The 260-nt window shown below is 59.2% G+C and carries 1 protein-coding gene; it reads left to right on the top strand.

The window, feature by feature from the left end:
* Positions 1 to 260, top strand: a 260-nt coding sequence (locus V0R37_RS22565; protein ID WP_420376618.1) for a transposase, incomplete at both ends; no start/stop codon positions are given.

The raw sequence follows: 260 nt of genomic DNA, 5'->3' as shown, positions 1-260 counted from the left end.
GCGCGTTCTACGCGCCGCTTCACAGCTTCAAGCGGCATGAGGCTGCTTTGCGCAAGGCGCAACAGGCGATGAGCCGCAAGACGAAGTTCGGCAACAACTGGAAGAAGGCGAAAGCCTGCGTCCAGCGTATTCATTCCCGCATCGGCAATGCCCGCCGCGACTTCCTACACAAGGCCTCGACCGCGATCAGCCAAAACCACGCGATGGTGTGTATTGAGGACTTGCAGGTACAGAATATGTCCAGGTCAGCGGCAGGCAGC

Origin of the sequence: Pollutimonas rozaliensis, from assembly GCF_048751585.1 — a bacterium.
In the GTDB taxonomy this organism is placed as follows: domain Bacteria; phylum Pseudomonadota; class Gammaproteobacteria; order Burkholderiales; family Burkholderiaceae_B.
Note: the sequence above shows the minus strand (reverse complement) of the source record. Positions and strands in the feature narration are given on the sequence as shown.